We start from the raw sequence: 22,212 nt of genomic DNA, 5'->3' as shown, positions 1-22,212 counted from the left end.
TTCGAAAAATGGTGTACCTTTGTCATTGTGAGGTGGTCTGCGGAGGGGGATTTGTGTCACCAAATTTTGACAGATGAACGGATGGAAACTCGTGTGGAGACGGTCGGTGACGGCCGGAACGGTTTTCCGCGGAGGACTGCTCGGGCTGTTGCTGTGCGCGGGGATGCTCGCCACGGGATGCGCGCGGCGGGGAGATGCGCCGTTCGGTTTGAACGGCGATGCCGAAGTGCGGCTTTCGCTCGGGGTGGATCACTCGGAAAATGAACAGGTCGTTTCGCGGACGGCGATGCCGCAGATCGATCCGCACAAGGACCTCGCGGTATACGTAATCAATACCCATGAGGATACGCTGGCCCGGTGGGCGTCGTTCGACGACGTGCCGTCGGTGTTGAGGTTTACGCCGGGGGCCTATAAAGTGGTGGCGGAATATCGACCGGCGGGGGCACGGGTGCCGGATTTCGATACCTATATATATCGCGCGGAGGAGAAATTCGTCATCAAGGCGAAAGACGATCTGCATATCAATCTGGTGGCGCGTCTGGCCACCGTCAAGATTTCGGTCGAGTTCGATTCGAATTTCGACTTCTTTTACCAAAGCTATTCGGTGGACATTCGCACGGTGGGGAAAGACTCGCTGCGATTTGTCGACGGCGAGACCCGGTGCGGATTTTTCGAACCGGGGAGCGTGCGCATGCGGTTCAATCTGGTGACCCGGGAGGGACGGCGGCTGGTCTTCTCGCCGGCGCCGCTGGCCAAGGCGCAGGCTGCGGATGCCTATACCCTTAAGTTGAGGGTGGCGTCGGATCAGGGGAATGTGTCGGGGATTATCATCACGACGGACGATGCGATGAATCCGGACAAGGAGGTTTGGGTCGAAGTGCCGAAGTACTTCCTGCCGAAAGATAAGCCGACGATCGCGCCGACGGGATTCGTTTCCGGGGTGTTGCAGAGCGTGTTCGAGGGGGCGGTGGCGAAGTGGAGCGTGGCGGCGGAGGCGCAGGGCGGAGTGTCGTCGTTTGTGATTCGGCTCGAAGACGGGCCTGCGGGCGTGCTGGGGACGAAGCTGGGGGCGGCTTTGGAGGGGAGATCGGAGATCGATCTGGCTTCGCTGCCGGAGGAGGCTCCGTTGCGGCGGGCGCTCAGGGAGGCGGGCTTTGTCTGGAGTGCGGGGTTGAACTCGCCGGAGGATGCGGCGATCGCCACTTCGGTGTGGGTCGATTTCAGCGGCGCGATGCGGGCTCGGGAGGATGGTTCGGCGGCGGTTTACGATTTTTCGTTCGCCGTGACGGATAACTACGATCAGCAGCCGGATGTGGATCACCCGTGTGCGGTGAAGGCCGAAGTCAGGGTGCCGACGGTCAAATTCATCGATATCGAGACGGGAAATATTTGGGCCACCCGTGCGTTCTTTACCGTGCGGGCCAATTATGATCTGAATACGGGTACCCATCCTATGGTGCAATATCGGAAAACGTCTTCTCAGAGTTGGATTGATACGGAGGAGGGAACGAACGGCGATGTGATCGTGACGGCGCTGAACGGTGGGGCTCCGGATGCAAGCGGTTTTTATGCGGCACAGTACGAATTGCGCGGCCTGCAGGCTGCTACGGAGTATGAGTTCCGGGTGCTGGCCAATGAGCGGGCGGTCTCGCCTGTTCAGCCGGTTTGGACAACCGAACGGAAATTGTCAGTGCCGGGGATCGGTGCGGACGGGAGTTTTGCGGCGGGGTGGAACGAGGCTGCGGCTACTACGGCGTTGGGAGTGACCGTACAGGCTCCGCCGGCGGGATGGGCGACCCGGAATGCGTTGACCACTTCGCAACGGGCATTGAGTACCGATCCGAATACGGGGAGCGGGACGGTCGCATGGTCGGAAGTGTCGGCCAATAACGGAACGTTGCTGGTGCCCAGTCCGGGGGATTATAATCGCAAGGCCGTACAGCTCCGGACGACGGGATGGGGGCAGGGTAGCTATTCCAAAGCCGACGGAGACAATGCCGGCAGCTTCTTCTCCGGTGGCGGTTCGCCGGCTTTGGGTGCACGGGTGCGGAATACCAGTGCGGCGATTCTTTATTTAGGGGCCTATTCGGCTTCGTCATTGGGTGATGCCAGTGAAACCTGGGAATATTACGCCAAATCCTGGTCGTCCAAGACCAAAGTGACCTATCCGTATGAAACGTTCCAGGGAGAAACCGTTGCGGAAACCGGGGCCGCTTTCGCATCGCGGCCGGCTACGCTGAATTTCCAGTATACGTTTACCCCTTCGACGGATGGTTCTCCGAAAGAGTTTTTGGTTCGGGCAGAGGTCTATGCGACGGATGGGACGAAGATAGGCGGGGTGGTGTGGAACAATGGCACCGCGGTGACCAATATGACCAACCGCACGCTCGAGATCGACTATACGGTATTGGATAAACCGGCGGCGGTTCTCAAACTCTTCTTCAGCTCTGACGTGCGTTGGGAAAGCGTGGGAACGCCAAATGGCGGCCCGGATTATACCATGATGCGGAATGGCGACCCGCATATCGGGAATGTCTTGGTGATCGATCGTGTGACCTTAGGCTACGACTTCGAGTAGGCTGTGATAAAAAGTAAGAAAGTAAAACGGTATGGATATGAAAACATACGGAATACATAAGAAACTGCGGACTTTGACCATCGTAGCGACGGTGGTATGGGGTATGGGTGTGGGGCTCTCCTCCTGCATCTCGGCCAAAGACCCTTATGCCCAGAAGGAAGAAAACGGCGGGCGGACGGGAACGCTCAGCGTGGCGTCGCTGGATCGGGAGGGGGATTTTATCGTGGCGGATGCCGCCGGAGGAACCAAGGGAGACGGGGGGACGAAAGTGCCGGATATCTCGACGTTCCGCGTGGCCGTGCTCGACTATAAAGGGCAGAGCGTGGTGAAAAACAACCTCACCGGGCAGGAATACCGCTGGAAAACCTTTGCCGAAGTCGAAGGCGAGATGGTTACCATGCCTTCCGGGAAATACAAACTCGAAGCAGCCAGCCTGGCGGTCGAACCGCTGGCCGAGTGGGAGACACCGTACTACTACGGGGTGAAAGACTTTACCGTCCGGATATCGGAACTGACTACCGTCGACCTGGTGTGCCGGTTGGCCAACGTCAAAGTCACCGTCGAGTACGACAAGGAATTTCTCGAAAAAGTCGACAATCCGTCGGCCGCGGTCTATTTCGACTACACCGATCCGGCGACCGCGCAGCTCAGGTATGCCGAACTGCCGTTCCCGGTGGGCGAGACGCGCGCCGGGTACTTCAAAGTGCCGGATGACGGAAAGTTGTACGTCAAAGTGACCGGCATACGGAAAGAGGACGGCAAACCGCTCGGCGACGGAGAGGGACAAGTGAAGATTATCGAGGGAGTCAAGGCGATGGAGTGGCGCAAAGTGCGCGTCGGGTATCAGCAGAGCGGACAACTCTCGGCATCGGTGACGGTGGATTACAGCACCGTCGACTCGGAACACCGCGTCGAGATTCCGGACGGTGATGCCATTATCGACGGAGGGCCCAATAACGACAACTGGGAAAATGAAGGCGGTAACGAAGGATCGTCCGGGAAATTCGACATCGTCGGAGCTAATTTCAACGGATCGCCTTTCGTCATTACGGATCAACTGACCGTTTCGATGGCGGATAATAACCTGATCGACGTGCGATTCGACGCCCCGGAGGGGATCGACCAGCTGTATGTGACCATTCAGTCGGATGCTTTGGCCGAATTGCTGCCGGTGCTAGGGTTGGAAAACGGAAAACCGTTCGACATCGCCAATCCCCCGGCGGCCAGTGAGGCCGGGTGGGTCGATATGTTCGCCAATCCGGATATCGGAATTCTCGATCCGGCCGTGCCGATCAAGGGAAAGACTTCGCACACCTTCTCGGTGGGCGGACTGATGGGGCTGCTCGGGAGTGTGGCCGATCCGGCGACCAACGGAGCGGCCGTGCACAAGTTCGGCCTGAAGATGGTCGATAAGGCCGGGAAGGTCAAAGAGGCCACGCTGGCGATTAAGTTGACCGAATAGTTCGGGGCGGGGGGAGACCGAAGCGATCCGTATGCGGCTTTTCGGAGTATTAACGGAATAATTTCGGCGTATGACTACGCAAATCAGACATATAGCGAACCGGTTCTTTCGGAGCGGGCTGCTTCTCCTGCTCGGAGGCTGCTGCCTCGCGGGGTGCAACCGCAGTCCGCTGGGGGCGGGCGAGGGAACGCTTTCGCTGGCGTTCGAGCGGAACGAAGAACTCACCGTGAAAGGGGCTGTGAGCGCGGCGGCGACCGATGCGGGCTATGCCCTCGATATCGTGAACGAAGCGGGGGATACGGTGGCGCATTATAACGACCACCGCACCGTAGCGTCGATTCGGCTGGCAGAGGGGATTTACACGGTTCACGCGGCGGACAATGGCAAGAACGGGAGCGGAGAGCGGTTCGGCAGGCCGCGCTATGGCGGACGGCAGACGGTGACGGTCGTGGCGGGGAGGAATACGCCGGTGCTGATGACCTGTAAGCTGATCAACGTCAAGGTCAAAGTCGAAGAGTTCGAGCAGGCCATTCGGGACAATTTCACCGAGTATAGCTTGACGATTAAGCCCACGTGGGAATATACGGGGCGCGATACCCTGACCTTTACGCAGGCCGAGGTGGATGCCGGACAAGAGGGGTGGATCAACCAGACGCAACGGGGGCGGTTCGTCTTGATTTTCCGGGCGATCAACCACCAGGAGCCGGATCGGAGACAGGTCTACGTGCGGACGATCGCCGATGCCGAAGGGGCGGATTTCTATCGCTTCCGCGTGCGGATGAACCCGGTGGGGAGCGTTTCGGACGGGGGAGCGATGTTTCGGCTTTCGGTGCGGACGGATGCCGCCGAATACGAATTCCCGCTCGAATTGAAAGAGGAGACCCGGCCGGTGCCGGTGGTGACCAGAGCGGACGGAGGGAATGTGCGCGAACCGATCATGACCAACGTCGATGTGCGGGCGGGGAATGCTCGGCTCGATATTTCGGCCGCGGCCGGGATTCGGCGGTTGCGGATCCGGCACGAAGATGCGGCGGTGTTGCTGACATACGGATTGCCGGGGATGATTACCCTGGGCGGGGGGAACGACGCCGCGACCGACGAGGCGCAGCGGACGGCGATGACCGGGATTGTGGCCTGGGAACCGGGCTCGATGGTGGGCCGGACGAAAACGTGGGTCGATTTCTCGGAACTCATCAATACCGCGACGGGAAAAGAGGGGGCGAATGCGGGGCAGCTGCTGCCGGAAGGGTTGTATCCGGTGGAACTCGAAATCTACGACGACGACAACCAGATGGTGAAACAGCAGATCGTTTTCTCCGTGGCACGCGACTTCTCGACCGACGGGGCGCTGAGCTCCGAACTGGTGAACGGGGTTCCGGGGGTGGGGGCGAAGTATGCCTACGTGCGGGCGAAGTGGCTGGGAGCCGCCCAGCCGACGGGGCTCGGATTCGAATACCGGCCGGCGGGGGCGGGCGACGGAGCCTGGGTGACGGTGCAGGGGGCGGCGGTGAGCGTCGATGCCGCGGCGAAGAGCTTCGTCGGGTTGCTCAAGGAGCTTGTGCCGGAGACCAGGTATGAGTTCCGGCCGATCGGCGACGGCCTCGTGCCGGGGAGCGTCGGGACTTTTGTGACGGATGCATGGATTGAAATTCCATATATGGATTTTGATAATTGGTACCAAGGTAGTGCGGGGTCCGGACTTACGGCAGCCTCGGATGTTTGGTTTGCCAATCCTCAGGGACAACCCATGTTTTGGGCGACGGGGAATCCTGGTACTAAAGCAGGCGTGGCTTTGAAAATCAATATTACGGAACCGACTGATGATGCGGTGTCCGGTAAGGCGGTTAAAATGGTTAGTAAAAGTGGAGTGCCGATGACGAAACATGCGGCGGGTAATATCTATGCCGGAGACTTTGTGACCAATATAAGTAATCCGGCCAGCAGTGCCAAAATGGGACGTCCGTATACGGGACGACCATTAGCCTTGAAAGGATACTATAAATATACTTCTACTCCGATCGAAGTGGGGGATGCGTATATAGATCAACCGGATAAAGGAACTATTTATATGTATCTGGAAGATTGGGGACAGGCTTCTTTGGGGCCGGGAGAACGACCGGCTAATGCCGAGATCATTGCGGAAGGAGTCTTGCTGATTGAGGAGGATAAGGCAGAGTATACACCGTTTGTGATTCCATTGACTTATACGTCGGCGACAAAGAAACCTACCCATGTGCGGTTGGTGGCTTCATCCAGTTATATGGGTGAGCAATTTATCGGAGGGAATGGAAGTACCTTGTTTGTTGATGAATTTGAATTGGTTTGGGAGCCTTCGGTTAATTAATGCCGGTGAGGGAGCGATGACGCAGGGACTGTATGTTTGCTTGCATCCATACCTGCAAACGAATCTGAAATGAGAAAAAAAATATACTTGTTGGCGGCAGCCTTGGCGGCCGTTTGCGGGATGCTCGACGGACAGGTCGCTGCGCGGGAGAAGTTCGACCGCGGGATCACCATGCAGACATTCATGCCCAAAGGCATGTGGTTCTTCGGCGGAAACGTCTCCTATACCCAGCACAATAACGACGATTTCAAGATGTTCGGCCTGCTCAAGGACTTCTCCAGCAGGGGATACACCTTTGCCGTCAGGCCGATGGCAGGTTACTCGTTCGCCAACAACTGGGCTGCGGGGCTGGCGTTTACCTATGAACGCACCATGTTGCAGATCGACAAAGTCAGCTTGTCCCTCAGCGACCTCAGTTTCGACCTCGAGGATTACTACAACATCGAGCATATCTATACCGGAACCTTGTTCCTGCGCAACTTTATCAACCTGGGGAACAGCAGGAGATTCGCCTTGATCAACGACCTCAAACTCCAGCTCGGCGGGGGACAGGGGAAGACCATCAATGGCAAAGGGGACGATATGAGCGGTACCTATACCAAAATTTACCAGCTCGGGCTGGTCTTTTCGCCCGGCGTCTCCGTCTTTATCAACGACTACTCGTCGGTCGAAGCGACCATCGGCGTGCTCGGCTTCCAGTACAAACGTACCGAGCAGATTACCAATCAGATCTATCATGGTTCGCGACAGACCAGCGGGGCCAATTTCAAGATCGATATTTTCTCCATTGCGCTGGGGATGACCTTCTACTTGTAGAGGGGGGGATTCTCTTTTTTCTGCGCGCTTTTTCAGTGGCGATGATGAAAAACAGACAGACAACCATCTGGATTCGACGGTTCGGCGCGGGCTGTGCGGCCGCTTTGCTGGCCGTCGGATGTATCAAAAACGACATTCCCTACGAAATCGTGCCCGGAAACGTGACCTCGATGGAGATACGCGGCGCCGAGTCTTTGACGCTGGACAACACTGCCCGGACGATCGACCTCGTGCTGGCCGATACCGTAGACCTGAGGCATGTTTATCTGGAAGACTTCCGCATTACGCCAGAGGCGCGGATCATCGATAATATGACCTTTCAGGAACTCGACACCCTCGACTCCTACTACCTCGACCTGACGCAGGGCGGCGAACAATATGTCATCCCGTCGATCGAGACCGACCCGTATACCTTCACGGTGATTACCTATCAGGACTACTTGTGGACGTTGCGGGCCACGCAGAATATCGAGCGCGTGTTCCGTCTCTCGCCCGAGCAGCAGATCGGCGAAGCGAGGTTCAGCGTGACGCGGTGCAGTGTGGGGGCTTCGGTGCCCGAGAGCGTGCCGCTGACCGAAATCGACATACAGGAGCTCAAACTGGGGCCGTCGAATGCCACTATGGCTTGGAAGGCGCCGGACGGGACACTGGTCGAAAACGTCGACGTGCGGACGATTCACGACTTCACCTTTCCGCAGCACTTTATCGTGAAATTCTTCGATATTACCCAGGAGTGGGTGGTGGCCGTCGAGCAGTCAAAACAGTACATTCTGGATCTGTCGGTGAATCCGTGGGCCAAGTTCGCCTACTTCTCGGCCCAGGGGCTGACCTCGGCTGGCGAGTGCGGTTTCCAGGTGCGGCCGGCGGGGGCGGGCGACGATGCGTGGAGCGCCGTGGCGGACGTCGAAGTCGATGGGACTTCGTTCTCGGGCAAGGCGACAGGCCTGCAACCGGCTACGAACTACGAAGTGCGGGGCGTGATCGGCGACAATTACGGCGATCCGGTGGCCTTTACGACCGATGGAATGCCGGAAATACCCAACCTGAGTCTCGACCAGTGGACGCTCGATAAAACGACCTGGTATCCGTATGCAGATGCGGCGAACTCTTATTGGGCGACGGGGAACAAAGGGGTGACGATGTCGAACAAGCCTTCGAATACGACACCCAGCGATGTGACGGTGAACGGGACGGGCAAGGCGGCGAAGTTGGTCACCCTCGGTGGGATACCGATTGCTAAGATCGCTGCCGGGAACCTGTTTGTCGGCGATTTCGTGATGAACGGACTGCCGACGACATTGCCGGCCATGCGGAAGTGTCCGAAGTTCGGGAGACCTTATACCGGGCGGCCGACGTCGCTTTCGGGATGGTTCCAGTACACCTCCGCGACGATCGACATTGCGGCGGACGACAAGTTGCCGGAGCTCAAAGCCAAGATCGGAGATCCGGATCAGTGTCATATTTACATCAGTTTGGAAAACTGGGGCGGTGCTGCGGAGCGGCCGTTGGGAACCGGCGTGCCGACGCTGTCCGATGCGAGCGTGCTGGGATGCGGCGAATTCTATACTGACCAGACGGTCGATAAGTACACGCCGTTTAAGATCGATATCCAGTATAAAAATGTGGCCGATAAGCCGACGCATGTCGTTCTTGTCGCGACCTCGAGCCGTTGGGGCGGCGATTTCTGCGGAGGCTCGGGCAGTGTGCTGTATGTGGACGGGCTGGAGCTCGGTTTCGATTAAGGATGGCTGGCGGAGGGGCGTTATTTATGGCATCGGGGGAGAACTCTCAAGAAGTTCTCCCCCGATGCTTTGTGGATCGATAATGTTCGTTTGAGCGGTTACTTACTGGCTGAAGGTACGCTCATACGTTGTTGGTTAGTCATTCGGTTCTTGCTTCATCGTTTTCCTTTTCTTGGGGTATCATTGTCCACGTTCCATCTTCGTTTTGGACATACGTGTCCGTATCCGGTTGTCGGAGCGCATTGATTTTTTCTGCCAGCGCTTCGAAATCGACTTCGGCCAGCTTTGGATCATCTCCAGTTGTGACCACCCCGTTTTCTGCCAGCTGTTGCATTGCCCGCGTTTCGGCAGCAGAGAGGGCATAGGGGGAGGAGGTGTCCGCCTGCGTGTACCAGGTGTATCCCGCCGCCTCGTAGTCGCCATAGTTTTTCTCGAACAGTGCGATACCCGAGAGCGTGAAACCCGATCCGGTTACTTGGAACGACTCCGTAACATACTTATACGGATAGTTGTTCATGAAATTCCCCTGCTGTCCTGAGATAAAGCCTAAAATATAGTCGGAATCGCTCCAGCCAGAGATGTATCCCGCCCCGATATAAGTGCTTTCCGGATCAAGTACCGTCATTTGCGGTTCTCCATTGAGGTAGGATGTCGTTGATCCCAGTACTTTTTTTATCGCCTCCCTGTACGACAGCATGTGTATCGGAGTTCCTATCCCTCCGATCGCTCTGAGAAGTCCCCCTCCCGGTACCCCGTTCACCGCAAACCGCGGATATTTCGACGCCTTGTTCGAAGGAGTGTACCGGAAATCGAAGTTTGTAGTCATGCCTGCCTGTGAACATGTTCCGATGTAGGTCTGTGTATTGGACGCTACGGTCGGTGCCCCCGGATAGTTCGATGTGTTTGGGGTTAGGGTGACATAAACCTTTCTGGTTATGGTAATGGAACGAGAGCTGGTCGAATTGTTCTGTGACCAGACTACTTCGCCCCACGTGGCTCCAACCGTAGCTCCGGTAGCACTGCCGGACCATGTGTTGTGAATGGTTTGTGTGCCATATCCCTCTGGAACAGAGTTGTTCTCCGTAGTGGATCCTGAACTGAACTTGAAGTGCCATCCAGCTTGGTAAGTAGTCTTCGGATTCGATCGTCCTCCGGTGTAAGGTACGGATTCGTAAGACAATGATCCGGGTGTTTGGTTAAGTTGGAGGATGAAGTTCGGAGCTTGTGTCGGTGTGCCCGTAGCCGTCGTATCCCAACTTACCTGTGTACCGCCGTAATCTGCGTGATTGGTAAAGGCGCAGGTTTGGGTAGCCGTTACCATCGGACCGGAAGTTCCGTTGCTGACAACTGTTCCTTTGGAGGAGGCTGTCACGATACCGTCGCTCGAAAGGGCGGTGAAGTTGCCCGCCGCTCCGTTCCACCGGAACGACATCCCGGTTTGCGCATTCGACCCGCCGAGTTTGGCCTGGCTCCAGGTGCCCGTCGTACCCGAAGCCCAGGTGTATCCCCACAGGGTATCTAACGCCGCGTCGGTCGGATAGCTGTCCCATTGTGGGGCAGCCGTACCTCCTCCGGCTCCGATGACAGGATAAGTCAGCGTGCGGGTTTTCAGGGCTCGGGTTTCTGTTACATAGTTGGCTGCCTGATGAATGAGGAGGGTCTTGCGATGGTCGGCCTCGGTGTCCGAGTTCGTCCTGGCTTCTATCCGGATGGTTGTCGTCGCCTTGAAAGTCGTACCGAGCGATCCGACGGTAAGTACGTCCGCACTGACGGAAGCGATGGAGTCCGAGACGACGACATCCGCCGGCTGCGACCAGTTCGTTTCTTCTCCGCCGCTGCCGGGTACCTCGTTCCAAGTCCATTCGCGGCGAACGACCATATGGATTTTGGCCGTTCCTCCGCCGGCCGGGAAGGAGGTTATGGCATTCTCTGTCTCCAGCGACACGTTCTTCCATTCGCCGTAGATTTTCGTTCCCGCTTCCTGTGTCAGTGTACAGGTTCCCGTTGTCTCGCCCTGCGTGACCGTGATTTTACTGTCGATTGGATCGGTCGTCGTGTTGTTCGGTGCCGTGATGATGACCTCCGCCGGCCCGTTTCCGCCTAAAGTCGATGCCGTCCATCCGTCCGGTAAGCCAGTGATTGTCCATTCTACTCCTTCGATGCAATCGACCTGTAGGGTCTGCGTTCCTCCGGCTGCGGCAAAGGCCAGCGACTCGGTGACAGACAGCGAAAAGTTCGGATAGATTCGTTCGGAGCCTATATAGATCGCTTTCGTTGGCGTCGAACCGATGAATAATCGTATATTCTTATTTCCGAATATCAGCATTACTGTACGATGTAGAGTGTGTTTTCATCCTTCGTCTCCAGTGCTTCGTAGGCTTCCTCCGTGCCTTTCCAGAGGTGGATGCCGTCCACTGTGTCGGCGGCTAAGTCCGACTCGCTGCCGTCTACTGTCAGTAGTTTGGCCAGTATATCTTCAGCGGTATAATGGGAGGCGTCTAATTTGGCATGCCAGGCTGTTCGTTCCTCTTCTGTGATGTGTCGGGCCGTGTCCGATATGTGTGTAGCCAGATCGGTAGCGGCGGCTCGTTCGTTGATTTGGCGGAGCAATTCCGCTCCTTGTCGTGCCGAGAGGACTCGTGTCGCATCGTCTGTGGCCAGGTCGTCGGCAATCGCTGTTTTTTTGAGGTATGCGGTTGTCAGAGACTCGATCTCGTTTTGGTGTTCCCGAATGAACGCGAGTGCCTCGTTCAGGGTGTCGATGACGTCCGGTGTTTCCGTGCCGCTGATCGCCTGGTTGATTGTTTCGATGCAGGTTTGGAGTTTGCGCAAGGTGTCATAGCCTTCATCCGCTCCGTCGCGGAGGGTGGTGAGTAGGGCTCGGTCGGCGGTTTCGAAGTCGGTACGAAGGGTCTCTAAGTCGGTACGAAATTGTTCGTCGGCGGCTTCCAACTCTTCGATCTCTTCGTTGATGACTGAAATTTCGTATGTATTTTGGGCTTGGTGTCTTGAAAACTCTGTGTTGAGTTGGTCGTGTCGGTACTCTAATTCTTCACCGTCTGTTCGGGGATATTTCTCATTCAGTAGGTTCGGAAGGTTTTCGACCGTGTCGATCGGAAGCTGATCTTCTTCTTTGTGCCAAAAACTGTCGATCCAATCCGCAAAATGTTCGGCTTTCGGATACAGACCGCGTTTGAACCATGACTTTAATAATGCTCTGCCTTGTGTTGCCATTTTGTAGATCGTTTATTTTACGCGCATGATGTAAGCCAGTACGTAGTACGGTGGCCGATTCTCGTGTGCGGCATTGCTGCCGGTTGATTCAGTGTGGTGTCGCAGGTAGTATAGATAATGGTTGTCACTATCCGATTTGCCTGAACCAAGAGATGGATTCGGAAAATAGTCTCGTCCGTCTCGGGCCGGATCGTTATGGGCTTCTGAAAAGTAGTAATCTTTCACCTGATGGGTATGGGACGGCATTTCTGTCGAGGTGAGGGTATGTTGTTTCTCACCTCCTATATTCCCGAAGGTATTGTAATCTGTGTCGTTCGGATTGTAACCGACAACGAAACGTCCTCGCAAATCCGGCAGGCGGAAATAACCGTTGGAGGTGGCATAACGCAAACCTGTTGCGCTATAGGTATTGTTGAATGTGGTGCCGAGTGCTTGGTACAACTCCGGATAGTCGGTTATTTTCAATTGCTGGCCTTCGCAGAGTTCGTAGCCCTTCGGGACAGTTTTACCGCTCCATAGTTGAACGATACCTAGAGGCGGTGGAGCGAGCTTTTCGATGGCGATATCTTGTCGGCGGATTTCCGCTTCCAGTTCTGGGGGCGTTTTGACTGCATGGAAATCGGCCCAATCATAGTTTTCACTGCCGATGCCGGGTTTGAGCGAACGCACAGTGTATGCCTGGGGAAATTCGTAACCTTGTGCCGTGACCGGAATAATCTCTTGATGCACATACATGCCTCCGGCGATATTTCCGCCTTCCCAGTAAATGACTTCGCCTTCCGGAAAATCGTTCGTTTTCAGAAAAACATAGCCTGCTCGGCGACGAGTATTATTGAGTTCCGGTTCGCAGCCCGATAAAATGGATTTGTCTCCGGCCAGGTTGCCGAGTACCTGCAGAAGTGCGATATTGGTTTGCAGGGCGTCGAGCGTCTCGCAATCGACCGGGAAATTTTTGTTCGGTTGCAGGAGGAACCGTCCTATCGTTTGTTTCATCCTTCCGTGTAGTTTATCGAAAATCTTTTTGATGCTAATTTGTAGGTGGAGACAATGGCGCGCAATCGCGAAAGTTCGATCGTGGCGTATAGCGAGAGCGGAATGTTTATCCAAAAATCGAATCCGTTGATTCCGCCGAAGCCTCGCCGTTCGATAATCAAAGGGCGTCTCGTCTCTCGCATCGGCAGCAGACGTGTTGTCTCGGTGTGGCGTTGATACCAGGTTTGGTCAGCCTGCTCTTCGACTTCGTCCGTAATGGTGATGCGTCGTTCGATCGGGTCGAACAGGTCGTTCAGTACGGAGCGCAGGTAGCATACTTGGCCGTTGTGTTCGAGACGGTATTCGATGTCGGCGCGCCATTGCATAAATTGGCCGTACAATACGTTGATCGCCTGTACGGAGCTTTGTACCCAGGCTGCTATCAGAGGTTTGCGCCATCTGATCGGCAGTAGCAATAGGGCAAAGCGTTTTATTCGGAGGTCATAAACGCTCATTTGTAAGACTGCATGTTTAAGATGATCTCCCCTGCCGTAAAGTAACCCGCAGAAGGAGTAAAACGGGTGTCGATGACGATAGGTACGCTATCGTCGCTTCCCTCGGCCGAAGCGGAGATCAATTCAACGATGCGCGTGCCTTCGACCTTTTGCAATTCGTCTACGAGGGCCATATGGGTGTATTCGCCGTTGAACGGGAGGTTCTCGACATAGTTCCGAATGGCTTCGCGGCATCTGTTTTCGACTTCTTCGGATAGCAATATCGGATCATAATAGATGTCGACTTTGCAGTGGAAGATGTCGGCGCTTCGATTCACGAGATTGATCCGGACGCCGGCATCTTTGGTTTCAGCGATATAGGCTGCGAGTTGTTTCTCCGTATCGGCGTCCAGCGGCTGTCGGACTCCTTCTTTTTCGCCGGCTACTTTGATGGTAAGCAAGGAGGAGTCGGTGTTCTCCATAGCTGCTGCGAATTTAACGACTCGGGCGGCTTCGATCTCGTTTTCGTCCATACCTGCCGTGTCGTAGCGATCCGTATCGGGCAGCAGGAGCCGGTTCTGCATAAAGGCCAGCGTTTTGTCTCGGTACCATTTCGGGCGGTGGGGCATAATGGTATCGATTCGATTTTCGATATCTGTCCGGTGTCGATCGAACAGTTGTTCCAGTACCCATGTCGCGCAGGCGACGATGTAGAAAAACAGGTTCTCGATGCTCACTCGGCTGAAATGTGTGGTAAAGGCGTCGCCGGGTGCGAATCCATAGAGGGCTGCTACATCTTCGTTACGCATGAAGTCCGTTGTGATGCTCTCTTTGATTTCTGCGATTGTTCTTGCCATCTTTTTTAGCTTACTATAAAGTCGATTTCAATACCCATAAAGTGAATTCCTTCTTGTGTCAGGGCGGTCTCTTCCTCGCGGCTCAAGGCTGTGGCGGGGTATATCTTTTCTACGTGGTAGCGATTGACGGTGTAGGGGTGCTCCACCGGGGCGGTTCGTAGGGGGAGATCGTCTGATAAGACTGCTGTCAGGCTTGTGTCGTTGATTGCGGCCAGGCCCCATGCGGCTGCCATTCCGCCCGAGGTCTGAAGAGCTATGTCGAGCAGGCTTTGCCGCTCTTTTACCTTTACTTCCATTATTCCACCGTGATCGTATTATCTTCTGAAATGTGTATCTGACGGACATCAAGTCCGCATGCGTGCAGCATTTTTTTGACCTCTCCGCGCCACATGACGTCTACCTGTCCGCCGAGTGCCTTTTCGACTTCGCCGCCGATCAGAGGCCACTCTTTCCATTCGCCGCGCAGGGTTACGAGTACGCTTTCGGCGATTTGGCTGTTGGTGTCGCCGATCACGACGCGGCCGTGCTCGATGAGCAGGTCGCCGCTTTCCGTATCTATCAGTATGCCGTTCATCCGTGTTTTACTTTTTCGTTTTCATAATCCGTCCGTTGAGTCAGTCTCAAAGGGGATGTACTCCAGATAACAGATCTTACGAATAAAGTAGCTCCGCCATCTTGGGGACTGGGTGTCCATTCTGCAAAAATCTTTTTTAACTGGTTGAGGTCGTTTTCGATGGCATTGAGACGTGCGGTCAGCTGTTCTGCCTTGATGGTGCCCCCGAAACCGCCGCCGTTCAATGTAATGCCTTCGGAGGTCAATTCCGCACAAGTGTCGTTGCCCATGCGTATGCACACGCTGTTTTCGTCGGCCGTGATGCGAGCGCTCTGTTCGCTGATGGTCATCTCGATGCTTTCCACTTCGTCGGTGAGCAGTACGACGCCTGCCGAGCCTTCGGCGACGAATCCTACGACTACGAAACTGCCCACTTTGGGGAAAGCTACGAGGCCCAGTCGGCTCTCCTGATTGGCCTGGAGATTGACGCCCAGCAACGGAGCGCTTTCGTCTATCGGTGTGCAGTCTACGGTGCGGGCCGCCCGGTCTACGGCATCTACCGTACAGATCAGGCTCGTCGTCCGGCGGCCTCCCTGAGCCAACCGTCTCACGGCTTCTCGGATGTTATTGATGTCGTTCATTCTCCTATTCGCGGGCCGAGCGTGATTTCTTGGCGGAAACCGTTCGTGCCGTATTTGATTATGTTTTTTTTTACTTGGTACACTCCCTGCCTTTTGCCGTCCGTTTTGAGGCCGATGACGTCCAGTTTATCCACTAATTTGTATCCGAAGGTCGTGAAATGGCCTGTCAGACCGTCGCGTTTCAGGCGTTTCATCTCTTGTTCCGCCCATGTTTTCAACTCTTTTTCTTTCAGGTTATAGGCGTGCAGGGTGCGGCGGTCGCCGTCCTCGTCGCCTACTTCGACTTTGAGCTTTCGATTGTTCGGCATCAGACTGATCGCTTCGATTCGCAGACGCATGTTCTCGGCTTTTTGCTGTTCGAGATTCTGGTCGTCGATGATGTTCGTGCCCGTACCGAAAACTTGTGTCGGTCGGTTGTCCCGCTCGAAAAGAATGCCGCTGTAGAGCACGGCCCGCTCGTCTTCGTAGCAAAAGAAACTGCGGATGCCGTTTTCTTGAAGGTGCCCCAAGAGTTCTGCTATGTTTTCGGCCGTCACGCGATATTGGCCGAGATGGTGTTCACCCATTACCTCGATGGGACAGGGCAGATTTTGATCTCGCAATAGGGTGTCGAGCGTGACGTTTCGATAGCTTTTTTTTTGCGTTCGTATCTGTTTCAGACGGAACATTTCGTCTTCGCACGTGATGACAACGGGTGTGCGGGCTCCCACATCGCGTACGTAACCGGTGAAGGCCGGTTGTAGATCATCGTTGTAGCCTAACCAAATTTGGATGGTATCGCCGCGTTGGATCGGGATTTCGGTCTCGTTATCCCATTTGATTTTTTTGGGAAGCGTCAGACGGCATTCGTCCGTCAGTTTTTCCGTATCGCGGGTAATTTCGAGTTCCGTGATTTTGTCGAGCTGCCAGCACTTGGCCCCTCTGATTTCTACTTTCGCTGTCAGTCTGTACATGGTCGTTTAATATTCCGTGCAGTATACGTTGTAATCGTTGTCGCTTAAAGCCGAGATGCTTACGCTCTGGTAATTGCTGGCGGTGTCTTGCGACACGGAAAAGTTCTTGACGACGATGCGGTTGATTTCGAATAATTCCAGAAAGAGACTGTGAACGCTCAGGGACGCTTTTTCGTCGAAAAAAGCGCGCAACTTGCTTAATTCTTCTTGCGGATATTCGTCCACCAGGATGCCGTCGCGCATGGCCGCTACTCCGATGACGATTTCGATTTGATAGTCGCCGTCATTGATATATTCTTTCACCGTGCCGTTCATGCCCACGACTTGAGTGGTGACGATATTTTTCGCCCGGCTGACGGCACATATCGCGTCGTTCAGTACCAGTGTCTGGCCGTCATCCTTGCGTAGGGTCAATTCGCAAAATACGTAGCGATCCCTCCAGTAATTTTTGTCGGTTATGGGACTTCCCGGCTCCATGTGGAAGGGGATGGTTCGAGCGGGTAAGCTCTTTTGTGATCCAGCCGGATGGGCGGTCGGAAACTTAAAAAGGATCGGTTTCATGCTTTTTAGATGGCTAAGTTTACGTCGTTCAGAGCGGACAGCAGCGTTTCGCTGACGAGTTCTTTGACTTTGTTTAAATCTTCCGACATGTTGGTCGTCCGGATCTCGAAACGTTCTACGAGTTTGTCTACATGAACGGTTATGTTTTTGATTCCTCCCCCGGTTCCGCCGTTATTATTTATTCCACCCACGGTGCCGAGGCTGCCTCCTGTCGGATCGTTCGGCAAAATAGGCGGAACAATTCCCTCGGGCAGTTTGGTCAGGCTGTCCGGGTCGAATTCTTCTCCTTGTTTTTCGGCTTCTTCTTTTTTCTTTTTTTCCTCTTCAGCCTTTTTGCTGGCCGTCATTTCGGCTTCGTAAGCTTCGTTGAACGCTTTGCCCACACTGGAGCCGAACTCCGAAAAACCGCCTTTCATTTGGTTGAGCGCCTTTTTGATCCCGTCTCCGTCGAAGGAAAATGCCGCTTTGAGCAGATCGCCGATCGATCCGAAGAGGTTTTTGGCCAATTCCCAGATCCCTTTGAATACGGCGACGAAAGCGGCTCCGAGACCTTTCAGTGTGGCCCGGAATTTGGCCGATGTTTTCCAGAAGTAGAGCCCTAAGGCGACCAGAGCGGCGATGGCGGCAGCGATCCATCCCAGTAGCGGGATATTCATGATGGCTACGCCGACGGAACGGCAGGCCGTCACGGCCGACAATTTGAATGCTCCGAATGAGGTGGAGGCGATGCCGGCAAAGGTGGCCGAAGTCGCACCGCTCGTAACGAATGATACTAATAATGCACCTAAGCCTTTGAGCGCCTGGAAAATGCCGACAGTGGCGAATCGAAGGACTGCCAGTGTTGCGCGGCCCATGTTGATCAAAAATCCGTTGGATTCGAATTGACCCGTGACCAGCTCGCGGTTCATCAAGGCCACTTGCAGGCGCGATGCCTGGATGAAGTGTTTGATATTCGACCACACGGTCGCCCAATCCAGGTTTTTAACCCACTTCATCAGGTCGCCCATGCCGGAGATCAGTTGTATGAGTTGCGAAATCGGAGTGAGTATCCCGGTGATGGTGGATATCCAGAGTCCGAAGTCGCTCGTGACTTGAAATAGGCTGATCCGGCAATCATCGATTCTTTGATTGATGCGCGCCTGACGTTCGGCGTAGCTCTCCATAATGGCGGCCGCTTGTTCTTCGGCTGTCGAAGTGCCGGTCACAGCATCGGTGAATTGTTGTAATCCGGTCGTTCCCTCGATCAGCGTGCGGGCGGTGTCGGCATGCTCGCGACCGAAGATGTCGGTCAGCAGGCTATTGTGGGTCAATAACGGCTGGAGAGACTCCAGTCGTTCTTTTAAAGGGATGGTTCGATCGGTCAATGTGCCTACGTGAATACCTGCTTTTTCAAGTTCACCCAGTGTTTCGGCCGGTAGAAAACGAGCGGAGGAGAGGGCGGAGAGCACGGCTTGTAGGGCGCTGCCGCCTGCCGATCCTTTCTGGCCGACCCGGTCGAGCATCAAAATGGCCGCATTCGTCTCTTCAAAGCTGATGCCTGCGGTTTTTGCAGCGGTTCCGCATTGTCGCAATGCGGCCTGAATAGAGGGAAGCGAAGCCGAACCCGCTTGACTGGCTGCCGCCATGGTATTCATCATGCGCGTCATCTCGTCGGCGGCTTGTATGGGATTGTCCAGGCTGACTCCGTACTGATTCATGGCGGTGGTCAATACCTCGACAGCCGCAGCGCTGTTGCCTCCCATCAGTTTACCGGTGGTTGCGACGCAGTTTCCCATGGTTTGTAGGGCTTCGGGAATCTCGGCCAGTTCGGGGGAGAGTTGCGTGAGTAAGGACTGATAATTTTTGACAGCTTGTGCAGCGTCGATACCGAAAGTTTTGGCCGTGGTGCGGGCATAACTTTCGATCTTTTCCAGCTTTTCGCTCGTCACGCCCGAAACGACTCCGAGTTCGTGTATTCGGCGATCGAGTTCCACGCCCGAAGAGGTAAGGCTTTTTAGCGAGTTGTTGAATTTGCCGACAGAGTCGCTGGCCGTGTTCAGGAACGCAGTTGCCCGGCGCAGTTTCTCCATCCAGCCATATGTACCTTCGGCGGCGGTTTGGAACCGGTCTGCGCTTTCGGTCATTGCGTCCATCGCGAGGGTGAAATTGCCGCTGATGTGGAAATTGTATTCGAAATTTTGCATGGTCGGGTGGTTGTTTTACGCTGATTCGGTCGCGCGTTTGGGGGCGTATGAAAAGATTCGGGCGGCTAAGGGCCGCCCGAACTTCCCAGTAAACTCGACAACAAGGTGGCCAGGTTTCGGATTCGGTACTGCTCTAACCATAATGCGGCGGCATACTGCGTTGCCCACTCTTCATAATCGGCCGTCGTAGGGTCGAGACCGAGGTTCGCGCGGATCAAGGCGCACCCTTTCGGAAAACCGTCCTTGCCGTCGTCTTCCGAAAGCAGGTGCGCCTCTACAAGTTTTTTAGGCTACCGAGGCAGGAGTTGAAGAGCTTGCCGAGCTGTGCCGTCGCTGCCATGAACAGCAGCGCGTCTTCGCGGATCTCGGTGTCGCCGCCCAGGAAACAGTTGTCGTACAGTACGGCGGCGCTCTTCACTTCGTCGTTTTTCCCCACTTTCGTGACGGCCGACATGGTCTCGATCGACGGGCGTTTGAAATAGGCTACGTGCAGGTCGTCTCCGTCCGTCACATCAATCCGGATCACGCGGCCCAATGTGGCTTTCCATTTGTTGATCTGTTCTTCGGTTATACCTCCGTCGCAGGTTCTTCCCTGGGGCTGTCTCGTCTCGTTGTTTTCCATTTGTTATTGTAAGATGGTTGTTCTGGTTGTGTGTTTGCGGGTTATTGGGCCCATTCGATGTGCGAGGGGATCAGTTCGAGCTCTACCTCTTGTCCGGTATCGCCTTCTTTCCATTTGCGGCTGTTACCCGAGAACTGGACGTTTCGGATTTTGTCTGCTTTGACCGTTCCGCTTTCGGGCAGGTAGGTGACGGTGATGTCGAAAGGCGGGAGATCTTGGATTCGGCCGTTCGGAGCCTGTTCTTGCATGGATTCGACCTCTTCCTGGTAAAGGGTGATTTTCGCCGTTGAGGTGATGCGTCCTTTGGCTCGCCCCACGGGATGGCGACCAGCGCCGTACTTGTTCACCACCTCCTGGCTGTCGCTGTATTCGATGCTGGTGATGCCGTTCAGGGGTACGCCGTTGATGGTTGCTACGATGTCGGCCCAAGAGTAAAGTGTGCCGTTGATTAACGGGAGTCCATTGTTGGTGTTATTCGTTGCCATTGATTTTCGAGTTTGTACCGCAATCGGCGCCGCTCGGTTCGCACCGAACGGCGTTTTTTGCGGCAGATGAGTAATTATGCGGTTTGTGCGAAGCCGATTTTAACTTTGATTTTGCGCATCACGCCAACGGCTACCTGTCGGATGATGATCTCCACCTCGCTGGTGCTCAGGATATTCTGATCGGGGTCGATCTCTACGCGATAACCCGAAAGTTCACCTGCTTTTTCCATGTCTTCGAGCGCTTTGTTGGCCGTCGTTTCCAAATGGCTGATGCTGTAAGCCTGCATTTTGCCGGTTTCGGCGTCCACATAGATATTACCGCCCAGTTCGGGAACCAGATAGGTACGGATGCCGCGCACGGCTTTATCCATCGTCCGAACGTTTTCGATCATGGCGTAGTCGCTGATGGCGCTGTCCATCGTGTGGCTGTCGTTCATATAGCTGCCTGCCTGTCCCACGTGGGTGACGAAAAACAGATAGCGTCCGGCGTCCAGTTGTTCGATAAGCGCCTTGTCGATGTCGCGATAGAGCGTGCCATCGCTGAAGGCCGGAACATTGACGCCCGTGGGGAAGTTTTTGACCCAGCCGATGGACTGATGTACGGCCGCTGCGGATACCAGCCCCAATACGACCCCGACGGCCGAAACGGAGGCTTTGGCTGTTTGATTGGCTTCGGCGGCATAGAGTTCCGCTGCGATCCCGCTCCCGGCCTGTGCGATCACTACGCTGGTTCGGTACTGATTGGCGCCGGCTACGTTTGTGGGCAGTTCGCCGATCGCTGTTACCTGTGGAGCGTACAGGATGGAAAGCGGAGCGTTTTCTGCATCGAGCGCATCGGCCACACCTTGAATTGCGGTCAGATCATCTGCGTCGAAAGCCTTGTCGCCGCACCAGAGGGCCATTTGTCGGATGCGACCGTTGGCGAAGTTTTGTACCGTTTTGATTTCGGTGAATTTGTAGTCGGTCGGTTTTGTGAAGATCCCGACATACAGCGAGATGCTCGGATTGATGCGGAATATCTCCGACAGTTGATAATGCAACACTTTCACGCTCCAGCTGTTAGCCGTGTCGGTAATGCCCAGCTTTTCGGCGGTGTTGATGGTGGAAACGGCCTGTACGTGTTCTGTCTTGAAGCCGTCGGGAATTTCCGCTTCGGCCAAATAAGCAATGAATCCCGATACGTGGTCTTCGCCTGCTACGCTTTTAGGTACGTTGCCGTTTTGTCTTTCGATTTTTAAACTGTTCATTTTTATTAGGGTATTTTGGTCATCTTTTTTTCGGCCCGATCGATCCGTGAGCTCGTGTTTCGGGGTACAAAGGGGACTTTCGATCGTCGGCTGTGACGAATACTGCATTGAAGCCGGTTTGCGTGATCGTTCGAGAATCGATTCTCCGGTATATTAAAGGCGAACTCCCCGAGTGTATTGTTCCATTTTTTGCGGTCAGCGGTGGAGGAGTGGCTACTGAGCCTCTTTTTGAGAGACAGGGTAATCGGTTCCTGAGCGGATGTTTCGACCGGTGGGACAATCCGTACCGTCATCTTTTTTGCTTTGTGTTTAATCGATAGTTTGTGGTGTTAGTTCGTTTGCACATGTTTGTCGCTGAAACGGAGACGACCGATCGAATGTCGCGAGCATGTTGCGGAGTGGTATGATCGGTATCGGCCGCTACCGACTTTCCTGTCTGCAGATCGAGCAGGCGAGATTCGATGGTGC

At 55.0% G+C, this 22,212-nt stretch carries 19 protein-coding genes; 5 read left to right on the top strand and 14 right to left on the bottom strand.

Annotated features, from left to right (window positions below):
• Positions 1-73 precede the first annotated feature (73 nt).
• The 5 genes from QZ302_RS01260 to QZ302_RS01240 all read left to right on the top strand — a co-directional run bounded on the left by QZ302_RS01260 (position 74) and on the right by QZ302_RS01240 (position 8,942).
• Positions 74-2,578, top strand: a complete 2,505-nt coding sequence (locus QZ302_RS01260; protein ID WP_294591591.1) for a DUF4493 domain-containing protein — start codon at positions 74-76, stop codon at positions 2,576-2,578.
• Between the two features lie 37 nt (positions 2,579-2,615).
• The gene (locus QZ302_RS01255; protein WP_294591589.1) at positions 2,616-4,040 is read left to right on the top strand and encodes a DUF4493 domain-containing protein; all 1,425 of its coding nucleotides are present in this window, start codon (positions 2,616-2,618) and stop codon (positions 4,038-4,040) included.
• 70 nt (positions 4,041-4,110) lie between these two features.
• Positions 4,111-6,384 carry a PCMD domain-containing protein gene (locus QZ302_RS01250; protein ID WP_294591587.1) on the top strand — a complete coding sequence of 758 codons (2,274 nt, stop codon included), beginning with the start codon at positions 4,111-4,113 and terminating at the stop codon, positions 6,382-6,384.
• A gap of 69 nt (positions 6,385-6,453) precedes the next feature.
• Positions 6,454-7,200: a hypothetical protein gene (locus QZ302_RS01245; protein ID WP_294591585.1), complete on the top strand. Its 747-nt coding sequence runs from the start codon at positions 6,454-6,456 to the stop codon at positions 7,198-7,200.
• Between the two features lie 41 nt (positions 7,201-7,241).
• The gene (locus QZ302_RS01240; protein WP_294591583.1) at positions 7,242-8,942 is read left to right on the top strand and encodes a PCMD domain-containing protein; all 1,701 of its coding nucleotides are present in this window, start codon (positions 7,242-7,244) and stop codon (positions 8,940-8,942) included.
• Positions 8,943-9,081: 139 nt separating this feature from the next.
• Here the strand turns inward: QZ302_RS01240 and QZ302_RS01235 are convergent, their stop codons facing one another.
• The 14 genes from QZ302_RS01235 to QZ302_RS01170 all read right to left on the bottom strand — a co-directional run bounded on the left by QZ302_RS01235 (position 9,082) and on the right by QZ302_RS01170 (position 21,744).
• A complete protein-coding gene (locus QZ302_RS01235; protein ID WP_294591582.1) occupies positions 9,082-11,268 on the bottom strand; it encodes a BACON domain-containing protein in 2,187 nt (728 codons plus the stop codon).
• Positions 11,268-12,176 (bottom strand): hypothetical protein, encoded by a 909-nt coding sequence (locus QZ302_RS01230; RefSeq protein ID WP_294591580.1) that lies wholly within the window; start codon positions 12,174-12,176, stop codon positions 11,268-11,270. Before QZ302_RS01230 ends, QZ302_RS01235 begins: the two co-directional genes overlap by 1 nt.
• A gap of 12 nt (positions 12,177-12,188) precedes the next feature.
• On the bottom strand, positions 12,189-13,169 hold the full coding sequence (locus QZ302_RS01225; RefSeq protein ID WP_294591578.1) for a tail fiber protein: 981 nt from the start codon (positions 13,167-13,169) through the stop codon (positions 12,189-12,191).
• Positions 13,166-13,549 carry a hypothetical protein gene (locus tag QZ302_RS01220; protein WP_294591576.1) on the bottom strand — a complete coding sequence of 128 codons (384 nt, stop codon included), beginning with the start codon at positions 13,547-13,549 and terminating at the stop codon, positions 13,166-13,168. The genes QZ302_RS01225 and QZ302_RS01220 overlap by 4 nt, the downstream gene beginning before the upstream one ends.
• 110 nt (positions 13,550-13,659) lie before the next feature.
• Entirely contained in the window at positions 13,660-14,499 is an 840-nt protein-coding gene (locus QZ302_RS01215; protein ID WP_294591574.1) for a hypothetical protein, read from the bottom strand.
• Between the two features lie 5 nt (positions 14,500-14,504).
• Positions 14,505-14,795: a hypothetical protein gene (locus QZ302_RS01210; RefSeq protein ID WP_294591572.1), complete on the bottom strand. Its 291-nt coding sequence runs from the start codon at positions 14,793-14,795 to the stop codon at positions 14,505-14,507.
• Positions 14,795-15,073 carry a hypothetical protein gene (locus QZ302_RS01205; protein WP_294591570.1) on the bottom strand — a complete coding sequence of 93 codons (279 nt, stop codon included), beginning with the start codon at positions 15,071-15,073 and terminating at the stop codon, positions 14,795-14,797. Before QZ302_RS01205 ends, QZ302_RS01210 begins: the two co-directional genes overlap by 1 nt.
• Positions 15,070-15,693 (bottom strand): hypothetical protein, encoded by a 624-nt coding sequence (locus tag QZ302_RS01200; RefSeq protein WP_294591568.1) that lies wholly within the window; start codon positions 15,691-15,693, stop codon positions 15,070-15,072. The genes QZ302_RS01205 and QZ302_RS01200 overlap by 4 nt, the downstream gene beginning before the upstream one ends.
• A complete protein-coding gene (locus QZ302_RS01195) occupies positions 15,690-16,646 on the bottom strand; it encodes a hypothetical protein (RefSeq protein ID WP_294591566.1) in 957 nt (318 codons plus the stop codon). The genes QZ302_RS01200 and QZ302_RS01195 overlap by 4 nt, the downstream gene beginning before the upstream one ends.
• A 6-nt stretch (positions 16,647-16,652) precedes the next feature.
• Positions 16,653-17,207 carry a DUF6046 domain-containing protein gene (locus QZ302_RS01190; protein ID WP_294591564.1) on the bottom strand — a complete coding sequence of 185 codons (555 nt, stop codon included), beginning with the start codon at positions 17,205-17,207 and terminating at the stop codon, positions 16,653-16,655.
• 5 nt (positions 17,208-17,212) lie between these two features.
• Positions 17,213-19,390, bottom strand: a complete 2,178-nt coding sequence (locus QZ302_RS01185; RefSeq protein ID WP_294591562.1) for a phage tail tape measure protein — start codon at positions 19,388-19,390, stop codon at positions 17,213-17,215.
• Positions 19,391-19,664: 274 nt separating this feature from the next.
• Complete coding sequence (locus tag QZ302_RS01180; protein ID WP_294591560.1) at positions 19,665-20,012, bottom strand: hypothetical protein; 348 nt, start codon at positions 20,010-20,012, stop codon at positions 19,665-19,667.
• Between the two features lie 41 nt (positions 20,013-20,053).
• A complete protein-coding gene (locus tag QZ302_RS01175) occupies positions 20,054-20,497 on the bottom strand; it encodes a hypothetical protein (RefSeq protein WP_294591558.1) in 444 nt (147 codons plus the stop codon).
• A 74-nt stretch (positions 20,498-20,571) separates the two neighbouring features.
• Complete coding sequence (locus QZ302_RS01170) at positions 20,572-21,744, bottom strand: DUF2586 family protein (RefSeq protein WP_294591556.1); 1,173 nt, start codon at positions 21,742-21,744, stop codon at positions 20,572-20,574.
• Between the last annotated feature and the right edge of the window lie 468 nt (positions 21,745-22,212).

Origin of the sequence: uncultured Rikenella sp., assembly GCF_910579375.1 — a bacterium.
Classification (GTDB): Bacteria; Bacteroidota; Bacteroidia; order Bacteroidales; family Rikenellaceae; genus Rikenella.
The sequence above is the reverse complement of the archived record's forward strand: the minus strand, read 5'-3'. Positions and strand labels throughout refer to the sequence as shown.

Bases quoted from the DNA above. Each gene is read 5' to 3' on its own strand.
- QZ302_RS01170 (WP_294591556.1), bottom strand. From the start codon at position 21,744: ATGAACAGTTTAAAAATCGAAAGACAAAACGGCAACGTACCTAAAAGC.
- QZ302_RS01255 (WP_294591589.1), top strand. From the start codon at position 2,616: ATGAAAACATACGGAATACATAAGAAACTGCGGACTTTGACCATCGTA.
- QZ302_RS01225 (WP_294591578.1), bottom strand. From the start codon at position 13,169: ATGAAACAAACGATAGGACGGTTCCTCCTGCAACCGAACAAAAATTTC.
- QZ302_RS01240 (WP_294591583.1), top strand. From the start codon at position 7,242: ATGATGAAAAACAGACAGACAACCATCTGGATTCGACGGTTCGGCGCG.
- QZ302_RS01245 (WP_294591585.1), top strand. From the start codon at position 6,454: ATGAGAAAAAAAATATACTTGTTGGCGGCAGCCTTGGCGGCCGTTTGC.
- QZ302_RS01180 (WP_294591560.1), bottom strand. From the start codon at position 20,012: ATGGAAAACAACGAGACGAGACAGCCCCAGGGAAGAACCTGCGACGGA.
- QZ302_RS01235 (WP_294591582.1), bottom strand. From the start codon at position 11,268: ATGCTGATATTCGGAAATAAGAATATACGATTATTCATCGGTTCGACG.
- QZ302_RS01205 (WP_294591570.1), bottom strand. From the start codon at position 15,073: ATGAACGGCATACTGATAGATACGGAAAGCGGCGACCTGCTCATCGAG.
- QZ302_RS01175 (WP_294591558.1), bottom strand. From the start codon at position 20,497: ATGGCAACGAATAACACCAACAATGGACTCCCGTTAATCAACGGCACA.
- QZ302_RS01250 (WP_294591587.1), top strand. From the start codon at position 4,111: ATGACTACGCAAATCAGACATATAGCGAACCGGTTCTTTCGGAGCGGG.
- QZ302_RS01260 (WP_294591591.1), top strand. From the start codon at position 74: ATGAACGGATGGAAACTCGTGTGGAGACGGTCGGTGACGGCCGGAACG.
- QZ302_RS01195 (WP_294591566.1), bottom strand. From the start codon at position 16,646: ATGTACAGACTGACAGCGAAAGTAGAAATCAGAGGGGCCAAGTGCTGG.
- QZ302_RS01215 (WP_294591574.1), bottom strand. From the start codon at position 14,499: ATGGCAAGAACAATCGCAGAAATCAAAGAGAGCATCACAACGGACTTC.
- QZ302_RS01230 (WP_294591580.1), bottom strand. From the start codon at position 12,176: ATGGCAACACAAGGCAGAGCATTATTAAAGTCATGGTTCAAACGCGGT.
- QZ302_RS01190 (WP_294591564.1), bottom strand. From the start codon at position 17,207: ATGAAACCGATCCTTTTTAAGTTTCCGACCGCCCATCCGGCTGGATCA.
- QZ302_RS01185 (WP_294591562.1), bottom strand. From the start codon at position 19,390: ATGCAAAATTTCGAATACAATTTCCACATCAGCGGCAATTTCACCCTC.
- QZ302_RS01210 (WP_294591572.1), bottom strand. From the start codon at position 14,795: ATGGAAGTAAAGGTAAAAGAGCGGCAAAGCCTGCTCGACATAGCTCTT.
- QZ302_RS01200 (WP_294591568.1), bottom strand. From the start codon at position 15,693: ATGAACGACATCAATAACATCCGAGAAGCCGTGAGACGGTTGGCTCAG.